12 protein-coding genes are annotated in these 15,755 nt (G+C 62.1%); 7 read left to right on the forward strand and 5 right to left on the reverse strand.

All coding sequences use genetic code 11. The annotated features are described in order from the left end of the window. Window positions 1–54: 54 nt before the first annotated feature. From ACDC66_RS08145 to ACDC66_RS08155, 3 genes are all read left to right on the forward strand, one after another. Window positions 55–918, forward strand: a complete 864-nt coding sequence (locus ACDC66_RS08145) for a DUF5694 domain-containing protein (protein WP_376696207.1) — start codon at window positions 55–57, stop codon at window positions 916–918. Window positions 919–1,121: 203 nt separating this feature from the next. Next, window positions 1,122–4,229, forward strand: coding sequence for an amidohydrolase family protein (locus ACDC66_RS08150; protein ID WP_376696208.1), 3,108 nt, complete (start codon window positions 1,122–1,124; stop codon window positions 4,227–4,229). Beyond that, window positions 4,226–5,545, forward strand: a complete 1,320-nt coding sequence (locus ACDC66_RS08155; RefSeq protein ID WP_376696209.1) for an amidohydrolase family protein — start codon at window positions 4,226–4,228, stop codon at window positions 5,543–5,545. Before ACDC66_RS08150 ends, ACDC66_RS08155 begins: the two co-directional genes overlap by 4 nt. Before the next feature lie 55 nt (window positions 5,546–5,600). Here the strand turns inward: ACDC66_RS08155 and ACDC66_RS08160 are convergent, their stop codons facing one another. Next, window positions 5,601–6,620, reverse strand: a complete 1,020-nt coding sequence (locus ACDC66_RS08160) for a lamin tail domain-containing protein (protein WP_376696210.1) — start codon at window positions 6,618–6,620, stop codon at window positions 5,601–5,603. A 426-nt stretch (window positions 6,621–7,046) separates the two neighbouring features. On the opposite strand from ACDC66_RS08160, the gene ACDC66_RS08165 reads away from it, so the two are divergent. Further along, window positions 7,047–8,849, forward strand: coding sequence for a serine hydrolase (locus tag ACDC66_RS08165; RefSeq protein WP_376696211.1), 1,803 nt, complete (start codon window positions 7,047–7,049; stop codon window positions 8,847–8,849). Window positions 8,850–9,140: 291 nt separating this feature from the next. On the opposite strand, the gene ACDC66_RS08170 is transcribed toward ACDC66_RS08165, so the two are convergent. The 3 genes from ACDC66_RS08170 to ACDC66_RS08180 all read right to left on the reverse strand — a co-directional run bounded on the left by ACDC66_RS08170 (window position 9,141) and on the right by ACDC66_RS08180 (window position 12,260). Then, complete coding sequence (locus ACDC66_RS08170; protein WP_376696212.1) at window positions 9,141–10,430, reverse strand: hypothetical protein; 1,290 nt, start codon at window positions 10,428–10,430, stop codon at window positions 9,141–9,143. Window positions 10,431–10,615: 185 nt separating this feature from the next. Next, window positions 10,616–11,419, reverse strand: coding sequence for a hypothetical protein (locus tag ACDC66_RS08175; RefSeq protein WP_376696213.1), 804 nt, complete (start codon window positions 11,417–11,419; stop codon window positions 10,616–10,618). A 625-nt stretch (window positions 11,420–12,044) separates the two neighbouring features. Beyond that, window positions 12,045–12,260, reverse strand: coding sequence for a hypothetical protein (locus ACDC66_RS08180; protein WP_376696214.1), 216 nt, complete (start codon window positions 12,258–12,260; stop codon window positions 12,045–12,047). Window positions 12,261–12,615: 355 nt separating this feature from the next. Between ACDC66_RS08180 and ACDC66_RS08185 the strand changes: the two genes are divergently transcribed. The 3 genes from ACDC66_RS08185 to ACDC66_RS08195 all read left to right on the forward strand — a co-directional run bounded on the left by ACDC66_RS08185 (window position 12,616) and on the right by ACDC66_RS08195 (window position 14,659). Further along, window positions 12,616–12,789, forward strand: a complete 174-nt coding sequence (locus ACDC66_RS08185; protein ID WP_376696215.1) for a hypothetical protein — start codon at window positions 12,616–12,618, stop codon at window positions 12,787–12,789. Window positions 12,790–12,959: 170 nt separating this feature from the next. Further along, window positions 12,960–13,757: an SDR family NAD(P)-dependent oxidoreductase gene (locus tag ACDC66_RS08190; protein WP_376696216.1), complete on the forward strand. Its 798-nt coding sequence runs from the start codon at window positions 12,960–12,962 to the stop codon at window positions 13,755–13,757. Window positions 13,758–14,218: 461 nt separating this feature from the next. Next, window positions 14,219–14,659 carry a VOC family protein gene (locus ACDC66_RS08195; protein WP_376696217.1) on the forward strand — a complete coding sequence of 147 codons (441 nt, stop codon included), beginning with the start codon at window positions 14,219–14,221 and terminating at the stop codon, window positions 14,657–14,659. A 4-nt stretch (window positions 14,660–14,663) separates the two neighbouring features. On the opposite strand, the gene ACDC66_RS08200 is transcribed toward ACDC66_RS08195, so the two are convergent. Continuing rightward, the gene (locus tag ACDC66_RS08200) at window positions 14,664–15,701 is read right to left on the reverse strand and encodes a TauD/TfdA dioxygenase family protein (RefSeq protein ID WP_376696218.1); all 1,038 of its coding nucleotides are present in this window, start codon (window positions 15,699–15,701) and stop codon (window positions 14,664–14,666) included. Window positions 15,702–15,755: the final 54 nt, after the last annotated feature.

The raw sequence follows: 15,755 nt of genomic DNA on the forward strand, positions 1-15,755 counted from the left end.
TCCACGATAATTGTTAGGGTTATGGCACGATCAGCGCAGTAAGGAGAGAGCTTCATGAAGTCAATGACTGCAATCCTTATGGCCGTGGTGGCTACGGTGGCGCTTGCCGATGAAAATCCGGTACGCAAGGATGGCGACTTTCTGCCGCCCGAGCACTTCCTGAATCCAGAAGGCGCCCCCGCCACGAAGGTGCTCCTGGTCGGTACCTGGCATTTCGATTATCCCGGCTTGGATGCCCACGTCACCGAGGAGTCGAACCGGGTGGACGTGTTGTCTGAAAAGCGCCAGGCCGAGATGGGCGAATTGCTCGACTACCTGGAGCGCTTCGAGCCCGATGCGATCGCCCTGGAATGTCCCCGAGACTCGGATTATGGCGAGCGCTATCAGCGATTTCTCGACGGTGAGTTGGAGGAACAGCGCGACGAGCGATATCAGGTCGGATTCCGACTGGCCAGGCGCATCGGTCTGGAAGAAATTCATTGCACGGATGCGGGCTCCTTTGCCGAGGACCACGAACAGACCATCCGTGATCTGGGTGCAATTCCCGAAGCGTACGACTTCCAGTCGGACGACGAGATGACCCAGCGCTATAAACACTGGTATGAGTACCGGGATCGACTGGCCAGGAAGGCCACGCTCCTCGAAGGACTTCGCTACACGAACCGCGATGACGTGCTCGATGCCGGTTACGGTGCCTACCTGGTCGGCGACTTCAAGCTGGGCGAGCACGGCGGCGCCGATGCGCTGTCGCTCTACTGGTACAACCGCAACCTGCGGATCTTTCGCAATATCCAGCGGCTGGCCGACCAGGGACGCGAGCGAATCCTGGTGCTCTTCGGCGCAGGGCACGTCCAGATCCTCAAGGACCTGGTCGAAAGTTCCCCGGAGTACGAGCGCGTTCCCTTCGGGGGGCTTTGATTCAGCCGGACCAGGTGACTTTTCACGCCGACTGGACGCGAATGCGTAAAACTTGGAGAATCATGGGCACTGCCTTCACAGGCAGGAAGTACTGCCCGTGCAAATAAGGCACGCCCGGTCCTGAAGGAGCCGCATCAGAAGGGGGCGGCGCGAGTCTTTACGTCATGCAGGCCTGTTTGGCCTGCCAATCCAAGGAGCATTCCATGTCCATTGAACGACACGGTTGCCGTGTGGCCGTCCATTGGCTTTTCGCCATCGCCCTGGCTCTTGTGGGCGTGACGGCAGCCGCGAAGGCGCCCATCCAGGGGCTGCAGGACAACACAGGTTCTCATTACGCCCTGGTCAACGCCACGGTGGTCACCGAGCCCGGCGAGCGTCTGGAGAACGCCACGATTGTGATCGAGGACGAGCGCATCGTCGCCGTCGGAGAGGATCTTCAGCCGCCGCAGGGCGTGCAGCGCATCGATCTGCTGGGCGCTTTCGTTTATCCCGGCTTTATCGATCTGATGGCCGAGTACGGCGTGCCGTCCGCCGAGGGCGGCGGCACGAGCTGGGGCGATCCGCCGATTTACGAGGTCGAGCGGCCCGGTGCGGTTTCCTGGAACGCCGCGCTACATGCCGACCGCGATTGGGTAGCGGCGTTCGAGCCCGACAGCGATGCGGCCGAGCGTTGGCGCGGCAACGGTTTCGCCGCCGTGCAGACCGCCCGCCTGGACGGCATCCTGCGCGGTCGCGGCGCGCTGGTCTCCCTCGCCCCCGGCAGCGCAAACGAGCGCGTAATCGCCGCCGATGGCCTGCACTTCGGCGCCTTCAACAAGGGGGCTTCCAGCCAGGCCTATCCGAGTTCGTTGATGGGCAGCATCGCGCTGCTTCGCCAGACGCTCAGCGATGCGCGATGGTATCCGCAGGCACTGGCCGCCGACGACACCCGTTTCCTCGACGAACCCGTGGCCATGCAGCGGGGACTGTCCGCGTTGCAGGACGTGTTCGGTCGCGGCCTGCTGTTCGATCCGGGCAACGCCGAGTCAATGCTGCGTGCCAGCGCGCTGGCGGCCGAATTCGACCTGCCGATGATCCTGCGGGCAGACGCCCACGCCTGGGAACACGCCGAGGCGCTGGCCGAAGCCGGTCATCCCGTGCTGGTGACACTGGACTTCCCCAAGCCGCCGCCTGTAGCCACCTCTGGCGAGGTGCTGGATACCTCGCTGGCCGAGCTGCGCCGCTGGGAGCGCGCGGCCTATCAGCCGGGCATGCTGGCCGATGCGGGTCTGCGGCTGGCCTTCACCCAGCACGGGATGGAGAAGGCCGACGAATTCTGGCCTCATCTGCGGCGTGCCGTCGAGCGCGGCCTGGCGGCCGACACGGCGCTGGCGGCCCTGACGACAACGCCGGCCGATCTGGTGGGCGCCGACGGTGAACTGGGACGAATCGCGCCGGGCTTTCGAGCCAACCTGGTGATCGCCGACGGCGATCTGTTCGAATCCGACGCGCGTCTGCTCGAAACCTGGGTCGATGGGCACCGCCACGAGCAAGTGGCGATGGAGCAGCGCGCCCTGCTGGGCGATTACGCCGGCGATGTGGGCGGTGTGGAAGGCACGCTCAGCATCGCCCCCGCGCGAGGCGACAAACTCAAGGTCAGCTTCGAGCACGAGGACGGCAAGCTGTCCTTCAAGGACGCCAGCGTGGCTTTCGGCGAACTGCGTGCCCGCAGCGCGGAGGTACTGGGCGATTGGCCCAAGGCGACGCGACTGGTGCTGCGCCCCTCCGACGACGGCCTGAGCGGCGAGGCGATCGCGCCGGACGGCTCGACGCGGGCGCTGGCGTTGAGCCGTGCGGAAGTCGCCGCTGAAAAAGACGATGACCCATCCGAAGAGAGCGAAACGGCGGATCGCGCCCCGGTCTCGCGCATCGTCTCCCCCAACCAGGCCTTCGGCCGCGCCGAGTTGCCGCAGCAGCGCGACGTGCTGGTGCGCAACGCCACCATCTGGACGCAGGGCGAGCAGGGCGTGCTCGAGAACGCCGACCTGCTGGTGCGCGACGGCCTGATCCGCGAAGTGGGCGAGGATCTCGCTGCTCCGCGAGATGCCCTCGTGATCGATGCCGAGGGCCGGCACGTCACGCCGGGGCTGATCGACGAGCATTCCCATATCGCCATCTCGCGTGGCGTCAACGAGGGTTCGCACCCGGTCACGTCCGAGGTGCGCATTGCCGATGTGGTCACCGGCAACGACGTGGACATCTACCGCGGCCTGGCCGGCGGGACCACCATCGCGCAGCTGTTGCACGGTTCGGCCAACCCGATCGGCGGTCAGGCCCAGGTGATCAAACTGCGCTGGGGGCAGGGCGCCGAGGGACTGAAAATGAATGAGGCCCCGCCCAGCATCAAGTTCGCGCTGGGCGAGAACGTCAAGCAGAGCAACTGGGGCGACGACGTCGACAGCCGGTATCCGCAAACGCGCATGGGCGTGAACACGCTGATGCGCGCCGCCCTCGACGCGGCAGTGGCCTATCGTGAGCGCCACCAGGCCTACAACGATCTGTCCCGCCGGGCGCGTCGCGACACCGCGCCGCCGCGGGTCGATTACCAGCTCGAGGCCCTGGCCGAAGTGGTCAACGAGGAGCGCTTCGTGCACGTGCACTCCTACGTCGCCTCCGAAATTCTCGCCTTCATTCGACTGGCCGAATCGATGGGCTTCACCATCAAGACCTTTACCCACATTCTCGAGGGCTACAAGGTCGCCAGCGAGATGGCCGAGCACGGCGCCGGGGCGTCGAGCTTTGCCGACTGGTGGGCCTACAAGTACGAGGTGATCGACGCCATTCCCTACAACACCTGTTTGATGATGGAAGCCGGCGTGCTGACCTCGGTCAACTCCGACAGCGCTGACCTGCACCGGCGACTGAACCAGGAGGCGGCCAAGTCGCTGACCTATTGCGACAACGTTACCGAGGAGCAGGTGCTGGACCTGGTCACGATCAACCCGGCCAAGCAGCTCGAGATCGATGAGTACGTGGGTTCGCTCGAGCCGGGCAAGCAGGCCGATTTCGTGATCTGGAACGATCACCCGCTGTCGGTCTACGCGCGGGCCGACGAGACCTGGGTCGACGGACGCCGCTATTTCAGCCGCAGCGAGGACGAGGAACTGCGCCAGGCGGCCGCCAGCGAGAAACAGGCGCTGGTCGAGCGCGTTCTGGCCGGCGACGAAGCGCCGCGCGAAGACGATGAGCAAGACGTTGAACACCAACACGAATGGCACTGCGAACACAATGTCGACGTGTGGGCCATTCTCAACCGTGGGAGTCAGTCATGAGGGGCATGAGCCGAGTGACACGATGGATTTTTGCCGCACTGGCGCTGTTGCTGACCAGTCAGCTCATGGCCAGTCCTTACGCCCCCGGCGAAGCGCCGGCCGACGCCCTGCTGCTGCAGGGTGGCCTTATCGTCACCATGGACCCGCAGCAGGGCGAGGACGGTATCATCAGCGACGGTGACGTGCTTATCCGTGACGGCCGCGTCGCCGCGGTCGGGCGCTCGCTGCCGGTGCCCGACAATGCAAAAGTCATGGCGCTGAACGGCCGGCACGTCTATCCCGGCCTGGTCGGGCTGGACACCACGCTCGGCCTGGTCGAGATATCGGCAGTACGCGCCACTGTGGACACCGGAGAGGTGGGCACCTTCACGCCCGAGGTGCAGGGCCATATTGCATTCAATGCCGACTCCGAGGTCATCCCGACGGTTCGGTCCAACGGCCTGACGCATGTCCAGGTCGTGCCCCAGGACGGCCTGGTCTCCGGGCGCAGCAGCCTGATGCACACCGACGGATGGCACTGGGAAGACGCCCTGGTCAAGGCAAACGACGCGCTGCACGTGCGCTGGCCTTCACCGCGTCCCCGCTGGTCGTGGTTCGGCGGGTCTTCGGGTTCCGATCCGGTCGAGCGGGCCCAGCGCGAACGCCGGGAACTGCTCGATTTCTTCGATGAGGCGCGTGCCTATCACCTTCGACGCTCGGCCGACGAGGAAACGCCTCGCGACGAGCGTCTCGAGGCGATGCGCGGTGTGTTCGACGGGGACCTGCGGCTGTTCATTCATGCTGACGATCTGCGCCAGATCGAGCAGGCCATGCGCTTTGCCGAGTCCGAGGAGCTGGCGTTCACGCTGGTGGGCGGGCGTGATGCCTGGCGTCTGGCCGATGAGCTGGCCGCCGCGGAGGTCGACGTCGTCTACACCGCCACGTTCGGCATGCCGATCCGCGACGGGGATGGCTACGACGCTGCCTTCCGGGCGCCGGCGATTCTCCACGAGGCGGGCGTGAAGACGGCGCTGGCCTACAGCGGCTACTGGGATACCCGCAACCTGGCGTTTGCCGCCGGCTACCTGGTGGCCCATGGTCTGGACCGACAGGCCGCGCTGGCCATGATTACCCGTACGCCGGCGGAAATGCTCGGGGTGGGCGATCAAATCGGCCGTATCGCGCCGGGCTACTCCGCCTCGCTGTTGGTGAGCAGTGGCGATGTTCTCGACTACCGTGAACATGCCGTCGAAGCGCTGTTCATCGACGGACGCCAAGTCGACCTGGGTGATCACCACAAGGCCCTGGCCGAAAAGTACCGTCAGCGGCTTCGTTGATCGGTAGAAAACGCGCGCCGGCTGGCAAGCCAGCGCGATGTTTATTGAAACTCGGCTACATCGTCGGCGGGAACGGATCGCTGTTGTCGGCGCCCGGTGTGCCGTGATCGGCCGACGCGGGGTGGGTCGTATCGACGCCGGCGGACTGGTTCCAGGTGTACCAGGAGTCGGCGGACTCCCCGTCGCCGTACCCGCCGCCGGTGATGTTGTCGAAGCGCTCCATCGACATCAACTGGTCTTGATTGCCGGCGGGCCACTCACCGGCCGGCGTCGCGTCAACGATGTTGCCGTCGACGTCGCGCAGCGTGAGCTGCTCACCGCCGTTGCCGAGGCTGATCGTTTGAATCTGCACCCCGTCGACCCCCGTGAGCGAGGTGCGCTCGCCATCGACATCGGCGCCCTGCATCTGACCTACCACCAGATAATCGCCGTCGGCGAGCACCGTGCCTGAGTCGAGGATCACGGCGCCGCCACTCGTCCCGGCATTTTCAATCATCCAGCCGGCGAGGTTGAGTTCGCCGCCGGAGATGTTGCGAAGCTCGATCCACTCGTCTGCGTTATCGATTCCATTGCCGTACCAGTTGATCTCGCTGATCACCACGTCGCGCGAGCCGGCCACATCTCCCTCGGGAACGAACGTTACCGTGAGGGACTCGGTGAGTTCCGGGAAGATGTCATCGGTCACGGTAAGGACGACGTCCTCTGCCGCGGTATCGTGCTGCAGCTTGAGCTCGGCGGTGCCGGCCGTGATCGGCTGCGTGTCGGTTTCGCCCGTGAGCGCGCCCGATGAGGCGGTCACCGAGAGCGTGCCGTCGTAGCTCGTCATGACCTCGGAGTCGTCCCCCGACCGGTACGCCGTGACGTTCATGGTGAAGTCGAGCCCGGCCACCGGCGGGCTCGGGCTCACCTCGATGGTGAAGTGGTCAAAGGCATCCGGGCAGTCGGCGCAGGGGGGCTCGAAACGATCCTGGAAAATCACCTGGCCGAATGCGGCGGGCGCGACCAGGCCCAGGCAAAGCAGCAGAGCAACGAACAGTATCCCGAATCGGGATAAACGCGATCTTACTTTCTTCATTGACGACCCCAGTTGATTCAATTGAATTTCCCCAATTGATTCAACGTGAACCGGTACTCAAACCGGCTATAAACCAGCATACGCGCTCGGTGAATAGCCCTCAAGTTGAGTCATTGGCATTTCTTCATTTCAGGCACCGTTCAACTTTTTGTAGGTGTGGTAACTGGCTGTAGGAAATCTCCTACAAATTGCGGAGGGATAAATCCTCTTTGAAATCAATGGGCTGGGGGTTTAGGCTAACTATAGCCTTCGGTCGATGGGGTGAGGCCGGGGTAGATGGGGCATGTTGAAGAAGTGCGCTTGTGCGCTAGACGCGACCTTCAGGCGTTGGAAAGAGCGACTGTCTGTGACGCGCAGTTCAATGGATGCCCTTCGAGCGAGCGCCTGCTCGTTCTTGTCTGGCTGCCGATGAACAGGAGGACACTCATGGAGTTTCGCAAGCGACACCACCGTCGGCTGGTTGGGGTGATGAGCCTGGCACTGGCCCTGGTCCTCTCGGGAGAACTCAACGCCCAGCGAGTGCCCGGTGAGACGTGGATGAGGTATGCGGAGGTCGAGGAGGCCGGGTTCGATCCGGAACGGCTGGACTCGGCGAGAAAGAGCTGGGAAGCGCTGCCGTCGTCGGCCTTCATGGTCGTGGCTGATGGTGCGGTGGTGGCCGCCTGGGGCGAGGTGGACCGTCGGTTCGAGGCTCACTCGGTGCGCAAGAGTTTCCTGTCCGCGCTGTACGGAATCTACTGGGACCGGGGCGAGATCGAACTCAACAAACGGCTCTCGGATCTCGGGATCGATGACCGCCCGGCCCCGTTACTCGAGACGGAGCGCAACGCGAGGATTCTGGATCTGCTGAAAGCCCGGTCGGGCGTCTTCCACCCCGCGGCGTACGCCGGTCGGACAGATTCGCGGCCTCGAGGGAGTGAGGGGCCGGGCCGGTACTTCGCCTACAACAACTGGGACTTCAATACGCTGGCGTTCATCCTCCGGCAGGAGACCGGTGCCGGGGTCTTCACCGCCTTGGACAAGCACTTCGGCGAGCCGCTCGGCATGGAGGACTGGCGGGTTTCCGACGGCTACTACGCCTACGAGCGGGACAAATCCCGCTACCCGGCTTATCCGTTCCGGATGTCGGCACGGGACGCGGCCCGTTTCGGGCTACTGTTTGCAAGGGAAGGGTTGTGGGGCGACACGCGGATCCTCTCCCGGAACTGGGTCCGTCGCAGCACCGCCACCTACTCGTTTGATAATGAGGCCTGGGGCTACGGTTTCATGTGGTGGACGGCACTCGAGCCTCGTTTCCTCCAGCACGGCATGTACGCAGCACGGGGCACGGGTAACCAGATGATCGCCGTGCTGCGGGATATTGACGTGGTGATCGTGAACCGGTCGAACACGTATGAATTCGAGTTCACGCCTTCCGGCAAGCTGCTGGATCTGATCGAGGACGTCCTCGCGGCACGGACGGGCAACCCGGTCGACGACCCGGAGCTGACGCCCGTAACCACTGAATCCGATCCGCTGATAACCTCCGTTGGCGACGACGCACTCTCCGAATTCGTCGGTGAATGGCGTTATCCCCCTGCTTCTCTAGGCCTGCCGGAGCGGGGCACCGTGGAGATCACGGCGGCGGACGGTCACCTGGTCTTTGATGCCCCGTTTGCAGGCACGTTTCGCCTCTACCTTCAGCCCGACGGCACGCTGCACGAGGAGGACAGCCACGCACGTTACTGGCCGGTCCGGGACGACGACGGCACCCTGACCGGGATCGTCGACGCCGAGCATCTGGTCCGGGCCGCACTGTACGCAGCCGCCGGCGGTGAAGTCGCGAGGGCATGCGAACTCATGGACCGGACCGAGGGCGAATCGGAGCTTCTGGTGGCGGTCGGCGGTGCCCTGGTCGACCTTCTGGCCGGCGACCAGGATTCGGCCAAACAGGCCATAGGACGGCTCCTGGCAACGAATCGAACGAGTGTTGCTGCTCTGCTCGATGGTGCCGCAGAAATGCTCATGGAGACGGGCAGGCCGGATGGCAGTGTTCAGATCTACCAACTGGTGACTCGGATCGCCCCCGAGTCAACGCGGGCCTGGGCCAGGTTGGGCCAGGCCTACGAGGCCGCCGGTCAGGCCCCGGCTGCCATCAGTGCGTATGAACGAGTGATGGAGCTTGATCCCGAAGATGAGACCGCGAAGACGACTCTCGATCGACTGCGCAAGACAAAAGAGGGGCGCTGAGACATAGAGTCGGCGCTCAGAAAATCAGACGCCCAAGATCCTTTCTGAATGGGTCAGCCTTGCTGCGGTCGGGCGGGCATATCCGGCACTGGGCTTGAATGCTCGAGTCTGCGCTCTTCGGCCAAAGAGTTTTCCGAATACGGATCTCGCTGCTTAGAGTCGGTGTCTCAAAGGCTCGCGACGGATCACGTCGGGATTCCAAAGTCTCTCTTCGGAAAGAGATTGACGAGATCCTTCATTACCGTAGCGATACGTGATTTCAGGTTTTCGCTGGCGATGTGCTCTCGCTAGTCACTGATCATCCGGACGGTACTCCGCGCATTGGTCCGGATCACTTTCCTCTCGTCTGTCTTCTTCAGCGAAAGTCTTCTTTTCCGAAAGCAGTTCCACGCCCATTATCTCGAGCTGGTAGCCGCCTTCGAGCACAACTTTGTAGATGCCTATTTTGCAGATCGGGCCCCAGCGGAGGTGAGATTCCGCAATGAAGCCGGTATGTACCCAGGCCACCTCGCTGGTCAGAACGCTGAGGGATATCCGGGGAAAGGCTATCCCAAAACCGGCGTCGACCGAAGCTCCTATAAGACTGGCGGAATCGAACATGCCGTCGAATATGTCGTGACCGTTGATAGTGCCACCTGCCTCGACCGATGATCCTTCGTAGGTAAAGCCGGTGTCGCCCCGATACCTGAAATTGGCCTCTGCCTGGGCCGAAGCCTGTGCCTCCAGCGGCACGTTTAGAAAGACAACGAACTGTACGCCGATGTCGATCGACATCGGTATGGGCCCGACAGTAAACGGAATCCGAATGATTGGAAACGGGATCTCATGGTCCAAGCTGGCACTTCCCGATCCAGCTGCGGCAAGCGTGATATTGATGTCCATCTGGGTGTCCTGGGTATTATGCTGGAACGACGTCAGTTCGCCGCCGTCGAAAGTGGCTCCACCGGATGAATCGAACTCGCTCAGCACACCCGTTCCGGTGAATGACGCATTGGCTTCCTCGGTGCCTTTGACGACCTTATATTCGATGCTTGATGTAGTGCCGTTGCGCGTCAGTTCCAGAGACATCGTATAGTCATCGACGGTACACTCGAAAGTGACTGTCTGTTCGTTACCACCGGGGCTGCAATCAGCCGCCCGCCCCGGGACATATGCCTCGCCGGCCGCGACCTGGTCGAAGCCGATATCCAGATTCCACTCCATCTCTCCGCTGACGATGGCCTCGTTGAGGGCAGCCGTGGAGGTTACCAGCACGGTCGAGCCGCCCGACTGCGAAACGGACTCGACGCGGCGCAGAGCAATACCGTCGATCAGCATGATGTCTCCGGATGCGTAGCTGACGCCGGCTGCATCGAGGGCTGCAGTCGAGAAGGTATACACTTCGCCGGCTTCATCCACATCTTCCAGGGCATTGACCGAATCACCGCTGAGTCTGACCGTGTCGTTTGACCAAGTGGCCTCGAATCGGGTCTCGGGCGGTTCGAAGCGGTCGTGGAAGATGACCTGGGCGCCCGCCTGGTTCAGCAGTAGCAGCCCAACAGTCAGTATCGAAAACCAAGAGGTGCGATTTGCTCCGTTCATGACTTTTGCCCTCTGTCGCGTCCCGTAGCTAAGTTAGGGGGATTTCCATCGACTTCGTGCCAGGAAGCTTTGGTGGTCGGCGTCGCTGACTAGTTTCCTTCAGCCAGGCTGCAGAAAAAGGGGGAACCATGATTCTGCAGTTTTTGCTGAATCGCCCGGGGGAGCGCCCCCCGGGCGCGCTTGGCTTACCCACGCAGCACGACAACTCCTGCAACCATCAAGCTCAACGTCAAGAGGATGACCCATGTTAGGCCGCCGACGGGAACAGACCGGAATTCTGGAGTCGGCGGTGCTGCACCGCCCGGCACGCTGCTGCCGAGGGTGATATTGTCGAATCCGATCTGGTCGATAGTGCCGCCGAAATCCACCGACCGGGCAGTTCCGGAAAAGTTAACCCCGGTAGATACCAGCGGGCTGAATTGTCCCGTGGGATCCGGGTCGCCGTTCGTTGGTGTCACCGGCAGGTCGAGCGTTGCCAGGACGTTGCCGGTGCCATCCAGACCATCGTAGACGATGATCTCGCCGGGCTGGTTTATGGCGCTGTAAAAGAACGAGAAGCCATTGGTAAAGCCATCCGAAACGTTCATAGTGGCTGCGGAGCCGCTCAGGAAGAACAAGATGGTGTCGGGGCTTGGCTCCCCGCCGAAATTCCCGGTGCCTCCCGCGTCGGAGTCAATGATGGCCTGGGCGTTGTCGGAGAAGGTAATGCCGAAATCGGGTCCCGGGCCGCTGCCGTTGCCTCCGAGGCCGCCGTTGTAGAACTCCTCGACGGGTTCCAGGTTCTCCAGGCCTTCGAAATCCAGCACCACGTCTCCGGGGTTGGTGCTTCCCCGGGCTGGGGCCTGACGGTCGCTTTGCGGACTGGAACTTGGTTCCGCGCAGCAGATGCCGTCAGGCGTTTCTGTCTGGGCTGTAGCTGGCACAAACGGGTTACTTGCCAGCACCATGGCGGCGCTGAGCAGACAAAAAAGGTTTAACTTGGCGTGCATTGGAATCTCCCTATGTATTGTTGCGGCAACAATTCCGGCCAGCGGCCACGGCGCTTGCGACCGCACACGCCTGCCTAGCCTGAAGCCCGGTTTCTTTAAAATACGACAAAACTTTGCAAAATGCGACATAGCTCACGTAGTGAAGCCGGAAATGGGAGTGAGGGCAATCGACCTTGTCCGCGAAAAAACAGTACGTGGAGGTCCAAGGCACCCGCGGAGAGAAAGCTTTAGGACACTCAAGATGCTTCTCGCGTGCAGCTGACCGTCTGCGTGGAGCGCGCAGCAACGGAAATTCACCGATGATCGAGCTGGCCCTGGATCTGAGCCCCGGAGAAACTGGATGGCGGCGGGAATTACGGCCATCTGGTGCCGAAAGAACCCTGAACATCGATGCCAAGCATCGGCAACTGGTAGGCCCGCTGCTATAGCGCAGAGCGTCTCCGCGACTCGCGCCCCAGTAACTCAGCGCTTCGATTCAAGTGATGGATAGGCTCAGATACCAACACGCGAACGTGTTCCAGGCACCCGTATTAGTAAGCCCGAGGTAGATCGGAAGCTGGATGAGCACGAACAGGCCCAGCACGGTCGGAAACACCCATCGGCCCTGGCGTGCGTCGCGTTCCAGTCAGATCCTGCCGACCAGGATGATGTCCACCACGGCAAAGGTAACAAACTGGTTGTTCATCCCAGAGATATCGGGCAATAGCCGGGCGAGCACGGGATCCACGAAGGTCAGGCCGGTGGCAGCCATGAGGCGTGCGTGCACCAGCCGGTCCTTGCGCTTGATCATCCCGAGCAACCAGATCAAACCGAGCAGTCCGCCGTCAGCACGAAAGCGCACACGACCAGCGGGGCGAGTAGCAAAGAGGCATAAAACCGAGCAAGCGGTGAACGGCTGGTCGCCGGGCGAGGATGAGGAGCGGTTGGGCCATCAACAGCGACAAGACGGCCGGTGCCGTCCACTTGACCAGGTCGACACCCAGAGCCCTGGAAACGGGTAAGCCTGCGCTGGCTTCGTTCATTTGTCCCTTCCTCTACGACGCCGGAGCGGGTTGAACGGCGTCGCATCTTCTCCCTCAGGTGGTGCAGCCGGGCGCTTTGCCTTGGGGCGCCATAACGTCATGGCTACTCCGGGATGCCTGAGCAGCTTTTCGTCGCCGGCCTGAGCGCCGGCCCGGCAGATCGGCGGAGCCCCGGTGGGCAGCTACGCCGCCGCGTACGATGTGGCGTACACGGCGTTCGAATGGCTCGCCGACGATGGACCGTTCGGCTCCGCCCTCAGGCGCTACAACAATCATGAATCCACCGGGTTCGAGGATATACGTTCCCTGCTTGTCGAGGTTCGGGAACGCACCGCGTCGAGCCTGTAGCGCTTGCTACCAGGACACCCCCAATTTTCTCGGCTGTAACAGGTCGGTATCGGTCCGTTGGGAGACTGAATTCAGTGGAACTGGCCTGCCAGAGGCGTGTTTTTCTGCTCATCGCTCGAATCTTGCCTGACGTCAATCGCCTCGTGGCCCGGAAGTGATACAAAACGAGGATGACAAGCAGTGCAGGAGAAGCGCTCATGAACAGAGTACAAGGCAAGGTGGCCATAGTGACTGGCGGCGGGCTCGGGATTGGTCGCGCCGCGGCCCTCCGTCTGGCGGAGGAAGGCGCTTCGGTTGCCATTCTGGACATCGATGATGAAGCGGGACGGGCCGTTGTGTCCGAGATCACCGCGGCAGGTGGCCAGTCCGGTTTCTGGCATGTCGACACGACCGATGAAGATGCCGTTCGGAACGCTTATGCCGAGATCGCAGAGCGATTCGGTGGAATTCATGTGGTGGTCAATAATGCGGGAATCGCCGGCGTCAACAAGCCGACCGACGAGATCTCTCGCGAAGAATGGGAAGCGCTATTCGATGTCAATGTGACGGGGGTATTCCTGTGCACCAAGCACGCCATCGGATACATGAGGACCGCCGGCAGCGGCAGTATCATCAATCTGTCATCGATCTATGGCCTCATTGGCGCTGCTGACCTGCCGCCCTACCACGCATCAAAAGGCGCAGTTCGCCTCATGGCCAAGAATGATGCGCTGCTCTATGCTCGCGAGAATATCCGAGTCAATTCAATTCACCCGGCCTATATCTGGACGCCACTGGTCGAGAATCTCGGCAAGCAGCATCCAGAGGGCGTAGAAGCCTTTCGGCAGTTGCTCGACAGCAAGCATCCGATCGGTCACGTCGGTGAGCCGGATGACATCGCCTGGGGTGTCGTCTATCTGGCTTCGGACGAATCCAAATTCGTTACGGGTACCGAGTTGATAATCGACGGCGGCTATACGGCGCAGTAATAAATCATGCCCATAACAAAACCCCGGTTTTCTGGAACCGGGGTTTGTCCGCGAATAATTTGAGATTGGAGCGCTAGCGCTGAGGTCCTGATGTACGACAAAATGCTTCAACTTCAAGAGTCTTCACTTTCCGTCGCCAGATCTCGGTGGATCGAGCTCTCTAGCACCGCTTCACCCGTGTAAGGCTTCCGCGTCAAGTACAGGTTTACGCTCATCCGAGGGGCCTGTCAATCACTTCGTCGTGAAAGTGAAGGAAAAATTGACCTGCGTCATCAGAAGGGATGTACGGACCGGTCCGACCTATCCTTTGCACCTCGGGGTGGACTCGGCGCCGCAGTCGATTTGCACGCAGACGCTGGACTGACTTTGCGGGCCGCGAGTCTGTAGCCGCAGCGTACCTGATTGGTCGTCCTGGCAGCGGATGATGCAAAATAGGCATCTCACTCGAACGGAAGGCGACGATGCGCTATCTCCACACCATGCTCCGTATCAGTGATCCGGATGCTTCCCTGGAATTCTTCTGCAATCAGCTCGGGCTCGTCGAGGTCATGCGCAAGGAAAGCGAAGAGGGGCGATTCACGCTGATTTTCCTGGCCGCACCCAACGATGTCGGGCGCGCCGAGACCGAAAAGTCACCGATGCTCGAGCTGACCTGGAACTGGGATCCGGAAGAACTGGACGGCGGCCGGAATTTCGGCCATCTGGCGTATCGCGTCGACGACATCTACGCGGTCTGCCAGAAGCTCATGGACGCTGGCGTGACCATCAACCGCCCGCCCCGAGACGGTCATATGGCCTTCGTGCGTTCCCCGGACGGTCACTCGATCGAGTTGTTGCAGGAAGGCGATCATCTGTCGCCGAAAGAACCCTGGGCGTCGATGCCCAATACCGGCACCTGGTAAGACCTCAGTTCTGCATCGGAATGCTGGCATCCCAGCGAAAGCCGATGCCGCCTGCGTGCCAGACGCCACCGTCGAACGGGTTGGGGCCGCGAATATTGACGCGGGCGGGCAGGTCGAAATGCGGCGTAAATTCACCGACGCCGCGGACGGTGCTGCGGTGCATGATCCGCAATCCCTGCTTCTCGGGCGGCAGGTGTGCCTCGGGAGAGGCCCGATGGGCGACGGCCAAGTTGTCGATAAAGATGCAGTCGTTCTCTGCATATTCGTAGGCGATGGCGTAGCCGTTTTCGAGGCCCGCGTTGAGGATGTCGTTGTATTCGCGGCAGAGCTGGGTCAGTTCATCGACATCGAGCAGGCGAAAGCCGTCCTCGTCCGGAAGTTTTTCGATCACGGCGCCGGTCATGCCCAGATGCAGCCACAGGCTCTTGCGCCCGGTCACGGGATGCTCATGAACGGCGGGGTGAACGACCCCGGACGCGGAATTGACCGACGACAGGCGATCCCAGAATGCCTGCCGCTCCGGCGGTAGCGCGTCGTAGGCGGCGCCCTGGTGCGCGAAATACGTGCCGCCGCCTTTTTCGGCCGGGCGGATGATGTGATACCCCGCGTGCGAGAAAGTGGTCGTGTTGAAGCTCCCGTCGTTGTGCCACTGCGGCCCGACGCCCGGTATGCCGTGGCGTGGATCGTTCGACAGGCGGAAGATGTGCGGATTGCCGCCAGGTGTCGCCGGATGTACCCCATGCGTGCTGTGCAGTTCCCGGCCGCCCCACCATGCGCTGGCGCGGAGGAAGTCCTCGATTTCCAGCTGCCGGGTGCTCTTGAAGACGAGAAAGCCGCGACTGGCCATCTCCTTTTCCAGCGCCGCCAGCGCCTCGGGCGAGGGCGGTTGTTCGGCCGAAAGATCGATGCCGTGCACTTCGGCGCCGATGGGATTGAGCGGGTTGATCTTCCCGCCGGCTTTCTCCACGGCTTCGACATGCGCTGGATGCAGCGGTGAGACACTCGGATGGCGGGGGCTTGTTGTGGCATGAATATCAGTCATGCCCCGCATGCTAAATGACTCGGTGAAAACACGCCGTTAAAGGGTTTGGGTCAG

The organism is Wenzhouxiangella psychrophila (assembly GCF_042310375.1).
GTDB lineage: Bacteria > Pseudomonadota > Gammaproteobacteria > Xanthomonadales > Wenzhouxiangellaceae > Wenzhouxiangella.

Excerpts from the sequence above, each read along its gene's own strand:
- ACDC66_RS08175 (WP_376696213.1), bottom strand. The coding sequence starts at position 11,419 with ATGCACGCCAAGTTAAACCTTTTTTGTCTGCTCAGCGCCGCCATGGTG.
- ACDC66_RS08200 (WP_376696218.1), bottom strand. The coding sequence starts at position 15,701 with ATGACTGATATTCATGCCACAACAAGCCCCCGCCATCCGAGTGTCTCA.
- ACDC66_RS08145 (WP_376696207.1), top strand. The coding sequence starts at position 55 with ATGAAGTCAATGACTGCAATCCTTATGGCCGTGGTGGCTACGGTGGCG.
- ACDC66_RS08190 (WP_376696216.1), top strand. The coding sequence starts at position 12,960 with ATGACAAGCAGTGCAGGAGAAGCGCTCATGAACAGAGTACAAGGCAAG.
- ACDC66_RS08165 (WP_376696211.1), top strand. The coding sequence starts at position 7,047 with ATGGAGTTTCGCAAGCGACACCACCGTCGGCTGGTTGGGGTGATGAGC.
- ACDC66_RS08155 (WP_376696209.1), top strand. The coding sequence starts at position 4,226 with ATGAGGGGCATGAGCCGAGTGACACGATGGATTTTTGCCGCACTGGCG.
- ACDC66_RS08195 (WP_376696217.1), top strand. The coding sequence starts at position 14,219 with ATGCGCTATCTCCACACCATGCTCCGTATCAGTGATCCGGATGCTTCC.
- ACDC66_RS08170 (WP_376696212.1), bottom strand. The coding sequence starts at position 10,430 with ATGAACGGAGCAAATCGCACCTCTTGGTTTTCGATACTGACTGTTGGG.
- ACDC66_RS08150 (WP_376696208.1), top strand. The coding sequence starts at position 1,122 with ATGTCCATTGAACGACACGGTTGCCGTGTGGCCGTCCATTGGCTTTTC.
- ACDC66_RS08160 (WP_376696210.1), bottom strand. The coding sequence starts at position 6,620 with ATGAAGAAAGTAAGATCGCGTTTATCCCGATTCGGGATACTGTTCGTT.